Source organism: Bacillota bacterium, from assembly GCA_040754675.1.
GTDB lineage: Bacteria > Bacillota > Limnochordia > Limnochordales > Geochordaceae > Geochorda.
In genome coordinates this window covers 1-8850 of the sequence record JBFMCJ010000140.1, presented here as the reverse complement: position 1 = coordinate 8850, position 8850 = coordinate 1, and the positions used below count along the sequence as shown (strand labels likewise).

8 protein-coding genes are annotated in these 8850 nt (G+C 68.7%); 1 reads left to right on the top strand and 7 read right to left on the bottom strand.

Annotated elements, in window-relative coordinates; genetic code table 11:
• The first annotated feature begins 119 nt into the window (after positions 1-119).
• Positions 120-1547, top strand: a complete 1428-nt coding sequence (locus tag AB1609_09780; GenBank protein ID MEW6046753.1) for an SLC13 family permease — start codon at positions 120-122, stop codon at positions 1545-1547.
• On the opposite strand, the gene AB1609_09775 is transcribed toward AB1609_09780, so the two are convergent.
• The 7 genes from AB1609_09775 to AB1609_09745 all read right to left on the bottom strand — a co-directional run.
• On the bottom strand, positions 1477-2358 hold the full coding sequence (locus AB1609_09775) for a protein-glutamate O-methyltransferase CheR (protein MEW6046752.1): 882 nt from the start codon (positions 2356-2358) through the stop codon (positions 1477-1479). The two genes, AB1609_09780 and AB1609_09775, sit on opposite strands and share 71 nt — an antisense overlap.
• A 23-nt stretch (positions 2359-2381) precedes the next feature.
• On the bottom strand, positions 2382-4427 hold the full coding sequence (locus AB1609_09770; protein ID MEW6046751.1) for a FapA family protein: 2046 nt from the start codon (positions 4425-4427) through the stop codon (positions 2382-2384).
• A gap of 8 nt (positions 4428-4435) precedes the next feature.
• Positions 4436-5554 (bottom strand): chemotaxis response regulator protein-glutamate methylesterase, encoded by a 1119-nt coding sequence (locus AB1609_09765; GenBank protein ID MEW6046750.1) that lies wholly within the window; start codon positions 5552-5554, stop codon positions 4436-4438.
• 3 nt (positions 5555-5557) lie between these two features.
• A complete protein-coding gene (locus AB1609_09760; protein MEW6046749.1) occupies positions 5558-6070 on the bottom strand; it encodes a chemotaxis protein CheD in 513 nt (170 codons plus the stop codon).
• On the bottom strand, positions 6067-6738 hold the full coding sequence (locus AB1609_09755) for a chemotaxis protein CheC (GenBank protein MEW6046748.1): 672 nt from the start codon (positions 6736-6738) through the stop codon (positions 6067-6069). Before AB1609_09755 ends, AB1609_09760 begins: the two co-directional genes overlap by 4 nt.
• A 7-nt stretch (positions 6739-6745) precedes the next feature.
• Positions 6746-7111, bottom strand: a complete 366-nt coding sequence (locus AB1609_09750) for a response regulator (protein MEW6046747.1) — start codon at positions 7109-7111, stop codon at positions 6746-6748.
• Positions 7112-7142: 31 nt separating this feature from the next.
• On the bottom strand, positions 7143-8850 hold a 1708-nt coding region (locus tag AB1609_09745), incomplete at its 5' end, for a chemotaxis protein CheA (protein ID MEW6046746.1).

Below are 8850 nucleotides of genomic sequence, written 5' to 3'. Positions count from 1 at the left end.
GCCGCGCCCCACGATCCATCCGTTGACACCGTGTCAGGTGCTGGATATCCTCGCTTTAGTTGGCCGCTTCCGATGACGACAAAAGAACGGGTTTTCTCCATGAAAGGAGAGCCGCCTCCGTGAAGCGAGTCGTTGCCTTTTTCGCCCTGGTAGGAGCCATCGCTCTGGTCACCTGGCAGACCGGCTTCACCTCGCAGCAGGTTCTCGCGGTGACGGTGTTTTCAGCTTTCATCGTGGGTACCCTGCTTTACTGGCCGTTTCGGCTTGCGTTTGCGCTGGTGGGCATCGCCGTTCTGCTGGCGGCCCGGCTGGTGGACATTCCCCACCTCATCGAGTTCGCCAGCCTGGACGTCATCCTGTTCCTTATCGGGATGATGACGCTCATCGGCTTTTTGGAGGAGCGCCGCTTCTTCGAGGCGATCGTGGAGAAGTCGCTGCCCTATGTGGGCCATTCCGCTTACGCGCTGATGCTGGCCGTCATGATCATGGCCTTTTTCTCGGCCGCCCTGGTGGATGAGGTCACGTCCATCCTGTTCATGACGGCCATTGTGCTGCGCATCGCGCGGCGCTTCAAGCTGGACCCGGTTCCCTACATCATCATGACCGTGTTTGCCACCAACATTGGCAGTGCCGCCACCGTGGTGGGCAACCCCATCGGGGTTCTCATCGCCCTGCGCGCCGGGCTGTCGTTCCCGGATTTCCTGCGGTGGGCCACGCCGATCGCGCTGGCGGCGCTGGTGCTCACCCTCATCCTGAGCTTCCTTTACTACCGGCGCCAGATCGGCCAGCTCAACGCGGCCATCCATCAGGAGGATCTGGCAGCGGAGGTGGCGGCCGCAGACGTGGCAGCCCATGCGGGCAACCCAGACCCGGCTCACGGTGAGGGCGCCTACGGGCAGTCGAGCCTGGTGTTCCCCACGCTGCTCTTCGTGGGCACCATCACCGGCCTGATTCTCCACAAGCAGATCGAGCACTGGCTGCATCTTGAACCGAACACCATGCTGGTCGGGGTGGCCCTGCTTGCCGCCGGCATCGTGCTGCTCGTCGAACGCTACCGCGCCCGCGAGCTGGTAGAGCGCCGGGTCGACTGGTGGACGCTGACGTTCTTCCTGCTCCTGTTTGCTTCGGCCGGCACGCTCCGCTTCGTCGGCGTGACGGAGCGCCTCGCGGAGGGGATGGTCAACGCCACCGGCGGCAACGTCACCAAGCTGATGATGGCGGTCACCTGGAGCATCGGCGCCCTGACGGCGCTCATGGATAACGTCCTGGCGGTGGCCAGCTTCATCCCCATCGTGGGGGACCTGGCGGCTCAGGGCATCCCGGTGGAGCCGCTCTGGTGGGGCATGCTTTTTGGCGGCACCATCCTGGGTAACCTGACCCTCATCGGCAGCACCGCCAACATCGTGGCGCTGGGCCTGCTCGAGCGTCAGGAGCGCCGACACGTGGGCTTCCTGGAGTGGTTCTGGCCGGGCGCCGTCACAGCGATCCCGTCGCTCGCCCTGGCCACGCTGCTCTTGTACTTGCAGTTGCCGCTCCTGCTTGGCTGACGGAAGGCCCTGCCGGCGGGCGGCGGTAGATGGAATGCTCGATCCGCTCGAGCCCAAACTCGTCAGGCCGGGCGATCTGCTCCGGGCCGCCCACGACGAGGTAGCCGCCCGCCACCAGCGCCTGCGCCAGGTGGGTAAGCAGAAAGCTTTGCGCCTCCTGGGTCAGGTAGATCATCACGTGCCGGCACAGGATGAGGTGAAAGCCCAGCGGGTATGGCTCTCGGAGCAGGTCGTGGCGCCGGAAGCGAACCGTCGCCGCAAGGGCGGCATCGAGGCGCCACATCCCGCCGGGCGTCCGGGTGAAGTACCGCTGGCGTGAACTCGCCGGCAGGCTCGGCAGGTGCAGGTCGTGGTATTCGGCCACCTTCGCCCTGGCCAGGGCGTCCTCGTCGATGTCCGTGGCCAGCAGGTAGTGGCGCCCGCCCTGCCCCATCTCGTCCAGGATGATGGCCAGCGTGTAGGGCTCCGCGCCGATGCTGCAGGCCGCGCTCCAGATGCGCAGGTGGCCGAAAGAGGCCAGCAGTCCCGGCAGGACCCGCACGCGCAGCGCCTCCCACGTGCCGGGGTCCCGGAAGAACTGCGACGTGTTGATGGTGAGGTAATCCAGGAAGTCGCTGCGCGCCTTCTTGTCTGCCTCAAGGCGGCGAATCAGCGCACCCATGGAGGGGATGCCCCGCCGCTCCATCCACTGGCGGGTGCGCCGCTCCATCTGGGGCCCTTTGTAGGAGTCCAGGTCAAATCCGCATAGCTCCCGAAGCCTTCGCTTGAAAGCCTGGAACTCGAGCGTTGGTTCCTTCCGGTCAGTGCCCATGGCGCTGCCGCACCCGCTGCCCCCTACTCGGCGTTCCCCTCTTCCCCTTCGGCGGCGCGCTCGTTCTCAACCAGCCGCCGGGTGGCACGCCGTTCACCACCGTTGAAGTCGGCCTTCAGGTGCTGGACAGCCAGGGTGCCGTCGGCCGAGAGGTAAGCGCGAAGCGATCGGGCGCCGTCGGAAAAGGGGTGCTTCTGCCCCGCAATGCTGACGGTGACGTGGGGATAGACAACCGCGGCGACGATCTTCCCCTTGCGCGCCACCGCCACCGAGGTCGGCACGCCGGTGGGGCCACCCAGTTCCCGCACCATCACGTCGCCCTCCGTGACGGTAATCTGGCCGCCCCGGATGACGCCCCGCCGCGCCTCAACGCTCCGCCCGGCGACCAGCGTCGAGTTGAACGCCCCCGACCCGCGGATGATGATGCGCCCGCTGGCCTCGATGCGGGAGTTTTGAACGCTGTACACCATCACGTCGGCCTCCTGGGCCGTCATGGACTCGACGGAGGCCACCACCTGCTGGAGTTCCGCAGCCAGGTCCGAAAGCTCGGTGATGCTCCGCAGCCGCAGCGGCCCGGCTCCGACCAGCAGCTGCACGGTCCGCTCCGCGATCCGGCGCCCGTCGCTGTAGATGGCGTCCAGCCGGTCCCTCAGTTCGCCGAGTTTGCGGGCCTGCTTTGGGAGCTCCCAGAACTTCCGCTCCAGCAACCGCTTCAGGATCTCGCCGTCCGAAAGCTGCACGCCGCTTCCGGTGCGCTCGATCTCGTCGATCTGCCGGCGCAATTGCCGGGCGGCGTTGATCAGCGCCTGGAGCTGCCCTCCCACCGCCGAGAGCACCGGCAGCACCTCGTGCACGGACGCACCCTGCCCGCCGGCCTCCACGTGGCTTCCGATGATGGTGCGACCCACGATGACGTTGCCGCCGGCATGCACCCGGGCATGGCTCACCAGCCCACCGACGCGCACCTGCCCGCCTGCCTGCACCTCCAGGCCCTCCAGCACGTCGCCCCGCACGTAGACATCCCCGCGAAACCGGACGTGCCCCGTGCTGACGTCCGCGTTGCCCTTCAGTTCGTAGACGGGTAGAACGCCCACGGCGCTGCCCGCAACGTACGGCCGGCCCGCCTCGACGGCCACAATCTGCGTACCATCTTCGGAAAGCTGGCATCCTTTGCCCGCCTTCACGGTCACCGTCTTGGGACGGGGCACCGGGATCGTGAGTCCGAGCACGTTGGTCCCCGGCCGCCCCTCGCGGGCGGGGGAAATGACGGCCAGGACCGTGCCGGGCTCCACCCAGGTGACGGCTCCGCGTTCGAACAGGTCGATGCGCTCGGCCTCCAGGTCGACGGGCGGCAGCGTGCGTTCCTCGAACGCGAACTCCACCCGGCCGTCCACGGGCGGCAGGGGAGGCTCGCCCTCGGCAACGAGCACCGGCTCCGAGGGGAGTTCGCGCAGCGCCCGCTCGATGGCTTCGGACTTCAAACCGAAGCGCACCCCGGCCTTCTCCAGCGCCTCCTTGATCTCTTCCAACCCCGGGCGCGGGGCCGGGATCTCCTCGACAAGCCGGGCCTCCACCTTGAGCTGCAGGGTGGGCGGGGCATCCGCCAGGGCGTAGCGGGCCCCTCGGGTGCGCTCGATAATCAGGTAAGCCTGCATCTGATCCTGGGTGACCTTCACCGACACGGACAGATGGGGTTCGACCACGTCCGCCTCGGCCGACACCTCGTCAGTGGGCTCAATCCGCCTCGGGCGGGTGATCGCTGCCCCGTTCACCCAGATCGTGACGCCGGTCCCCGGCTCGATGAGGGGCCGGGCGCCCACAGGGCTGCCCGGAATGACGCGCAGGCGTCCATCGACCACCTCCAACAGAGTGGGAGCGGGCTCAGACGAAACGGGCGGTGCCGAAGCGGAGGCAGGCGAGGGCGCGGGGTTACCCGGCAACCCGCTGACTGACCCGGCCGGGTCGCCGGAACCGATCTGAACGGCCTCGCATTCACCCGGCGTGAGGATGTCCGCCAGGTCTACGTCCGGAAGAGGGCTGTGGGCGCTCCCGTCACGAGTTTTATTCACCTCTTAGCTCACCCCTCCCCGCTGGCGCCGGCCTCCCCCCGCTCGTCCCTCCCCTGCCGCTCCCGGGCCCACCGAGCGATGGAGACCGCCAGTGCCTCCGGGGGGCCCACCTCGTCGGCCAGCCCTGCCCTCACCACCGACTGCGGCATGCCGGCCACGACGCAACTTGCTTCGTCCTGCGCCAGACACAGGCCGCCGGCTGCTTTCACTGCCCGGGCTCCCTCGGCGCCGTCCGACCCCATCCCCGTGAGGATCACCGCCAGCGCCTCCGGGCCGAAGTGCTGCGCAACCGACCGCAGCATGACGTCGACCGCAGGCCGCACGTGGTGAACCGGAGGGCCTTCGTCCAGGTGAAGCCGCCCGTCGCTTCCCACCGTAAGGTGCAGCCCTCCGGGCGCCACGTAGCCGACAGACTCCTGCAGGGGAGCCCCCTCGAACGCCTCGTAGACGATCAGGTTGCCTGCGTCACTCAGGCGGCGGGCCAGAGACGCCGTAAAGCCCCGGGGCATGTGCTGCGTGATGAGCACCGCGGCCGGCAGGCCGGGCGGAAGCGCCCGAAGCAGCGCCTCCAGGGCGGGCGGCCCGCCTGTTGAGGCTCCGATGGCAACCACCCGCCGCGCCGGGACGCCGCCCGGGGCACTCAGCGCCGCAGCCGTCGCCGCCCGCCTCCCCCTCCCCCGGTCGGCAGCCTGCGCCGTCTCTTTAAGCCTCTGGAGCACCGCCCGTGAGATGCTGGCCGCCTGCTCCACCTTGGCCAGCAGTTCGTCGGCGAAGGAACGGGCGGCGCTCACGGGGCTGCTCGGCTTGGGGACGAAATCCACCGCCCCCGCCGCCAGCGCCTCGAGCGTCACGGCGCTTCCCCGCGTGGTGTACGCCGAGAGCATCAGCACCGGGGTGGGGTGCTGCTGCATGATGCGCCGCAGGCATGCAAGCCCGTCCATGCCGGGCATCTCCACGTCCAGCGTCACCACGTCCACCGGGTAGCGCTCGAGCGCGTCGAGCACCTCGGTGCCACTCGCCACCGCAGCCACGACGCGCGCCCGACCGCTCTGTTCGAGCACCCGGGTCAGGTAGGCGCGCATGAACGGCGAATCGTCCGCCACCAGGACCCGGACAGGCTTCGGCATGCCTTACAACTCCCGGCTTTCCTGGCCCAGGGTGGTTACCACAACCCGCCCCGAGTCGGCATATAACCGCATGGTACGCCCCCGGCTCCCGCCCACGTCCGCCGCCACGATCTCGATTCCCAGGGACTTCAGCGCCGCCCGCACCGCTTCGGCGTTGCGCCGCCCCACGTCGAGGGCCGATTGCTCGCCCCGGAGAAACAGCTGAGCGCCGCCCGCTATCTTGGCCACCAGGTACCGGGGGCTGGCTCCCGCGTCACGCATCGCCGACACCAGGGCGGGCACACCGGTGTCCGCGTACTTTGCGGGCGCATCCGACGGAAAGTACCCGTTCTGGCTTGCCGGCAGGAACACGTGGGCCATTCCCGCGATGCGCCGCACGGGGTCGTAAAGCGCCACGCCCACGCACGAACCCAACCCGATGGCCACCAGTACGCCTTCGCGGCGCAGCACGTGGAGTTCCCCGATTCGTACGACCACCACGGGCTCGTGTGCCGTTGTGACGCCCGGAGTGTTCACGCCGGCTCCTCGCCCGTCATCCCCAACGCCACGAAAAGCCGGGCGAGCTGCCCCTCGCCCGGAACGAAGATCAACTGCCCGTCCAGGCTGGCGCCCTCACCCTCGAAGTGGGTCTGGATGGCCAAAACGTTGTCGTCGCCGGTCTGGATCTCAGCCAGGATGGAGGCCAGCACCGCCTCCAGCATGTCCGCCGCCACAGCCGGTACGGAGGGCACCAGGGTGAGCCCGGTCATCTCGCTCATGGCGTTGAGGTAGCTGGTGATCACGATGTTGCCGATCTCCATCAGCGCCGACGCTTCGAGATCGGCCGGGTTGCGCTCGCTCAGAGGCGTCGAGCCGGTGGCGAGTCCTGGCACCTGCTCGTGTCCGTACCGGAGGATGGTCTTCAAAATGGCCGACGCGGAGGCCTCCGGTGCCAGCAGCGCCACATACCCCGTCAGCCCGCCGCCGACCCGCATGTAGACAGCGGCCACGGGCGAGTCGGGCGGGCCGACCCAGTCGCTCAGTTCGGCCAGGCGCACGACGGCAACCCGGGGCGAGGTCATGCGCACCATGCGGTCGCCCAGCATCTGGGAGAGAGCGGTGGTGGCATTGCCTGCACCGATGTTGCCCAGTTCGGCCAGAGCGTCCTTCTCGAGGTCCGATAGCCCTCCCGATGCAGAGGCCAAGGCGGTCTCAGCCCCCCGCCTTCTGGATGGCTTCGAGTACCCTCTGGGGCTGGAAGGGCTTGACCAGGAAGTCCTTGGCGCCGGCGCTGAGCGCTTCGATCACCATCGGCTTCTGGCCCATGGCGCTGCAGACGATGATGCGGGCGTTCGGGTCGATCTTCATGATCTCCTTGATGGCCGTGATGCCGTCCATCTTGGGCATGGTGATGTCCATGGTGACGATGTCGGGCTTCAGTTCCTTGTACTTTTCGACCGCATCCTCGCCGTCCTCGGCCTCGCCCACCACCTCGTAGCCGTTGCTTTCCAGCACCCGCCGGAGCGTCATGCGCATGAACGCTGTGTCATCGGTGATCAAAATCCGCTTGGCGCTCACCTGCGAAACCGAGCCCCCTTTGACACCCCTCTTAGACCAGCCACAACGGGTCCAGGATCAAGGCGATGCGCCCGCTGCCCAGGATGGCGGCGCCCGCCACCCCCGGCACCTTGAGGAAGCTCCCCAGCGTGCGGATCACCAGGTCCTGCAGTCCCACCACCCGCTCCACCAGAATCGCCGCCTGCCGCCGCCCCGTGGAGATCACCACGGCCAGCCCGTCTCGCGCCGCGCCCGCCTGCACCTCGAATCCAAGCCTCACGTCAAGGGAGATGAGCGGCACAATACCGTCCCGGTAGCGTATCACCGTCTGGCCGTGCACGGTCTCCACCTTCGCCGCATCCACCCGCTCGATGCTCTGCACGGCCTCGGCAGGAACCGCGAACACCTGCCCGTCCGTCTCGACGAGCAGCGCCTCGATGATGGCGAGCGTCAGCGGCAGCCTCAGAACGCACAGCGTACCCCGCCCCGGTCGGGTGTGAACCGCGATACGACCACCAAGCGCCTCAACGGCGGCCCGGGCCGCGTCCATCCCCACCCCGCGGCCGGAGACGTCGGTCACCTTGTCCGCCGTGCTGAACCCGGGCTCGAAGATGAGCTGCAGGAGTTGCTCGGGGGTGGCCTTCTGCGCCTCCTCCGGGCTCAGGCGGCCGTTCTCGACCGCCTTGCGGCGGATGCGTTCCACATCGAGGCCTCGCCCGTCGTCCTCCAGTTCGATGACCACGTGGTTGCCCTCGTGATGCGCCGAAAGGCGAATCCGGCCGGCGCGCGGCTTACCGAGGCGCTCTCGTTCGGCAGGCGGCTCGATGCCGTGGTCCACCGCGTTGCGAATGAGGTGCAGCAGCGGGTCGCCGATTTCGTTGACGATGGTCCGGTCCAGTTCGGTCTCCTCACCGTCGACGACCAACGTCACCTGCTTGCCAAAGCGGCGGGCCAGGTCTCGCACGGCTCGTGGGAAGCGGCTGAACACCTGCCGCAGGGGCACCATGCGCAGACGCATGACGGCGTTTTGCAGGTCGGAGGTGATGCGGCCCAGCTTGTTGATCTGGGCCTCCTCGGGAAGCTGCCGCCGCTGGTAGAGGTCCTGGATCTGGTTGGAACTGATGACAAGCTCGCCGACCAGGTCAACCAGGGCGTCCAGGCGGGCGGTCTCCACGCGGATGGTGGATTCCGGCCCGGAGAGGGCGAGGCCCGGGGTGCCGTCTCCCGGCGCGGCCTTCGCCCGCACCTGGGCGGCTGCCGCACCGGCCATCTGCTGAGGGGGGGCCTCGGCCCGGCGCGCCTGCGCGTCAATGGCCGCGCCGGACGCCTGGGCGGCGCCTGCCGCCTCGACCCGGGTCACGTTGACGGCCCGCACCTCACTGACCCCCAGCGCGGCGGCGCGGATGGGCTCGGGCGGCCCGTCGCTGACGACGGCCACCAGGAAACGGTCGTCGAAGCGCTCCTCTTCCAGGGCCTCCCGCGACGGCCAGGTGGCAACCGGCCGGCTCACCGCCTCGAGCGCCCGGAGCACCGTGTAGGCCCGGGGGCCCTTGAACGTGCAGGCCGGGTCGATGACCACCTCGACCACGTAAATCCCCAGCCCGCCGCCGACCGCCTCCTGTAGGGTCACAAGCTCGGCCGGCTTCAAGAACCACAGGGGTGAACGGGACTGCCCGTCGGTGGAGGACCCGTTTTGGGGGGCCTCGCCGGACTGGTCCGGACGCGCCGCCGGATGGGACGCGGCCTGCAGGGCTGCCACC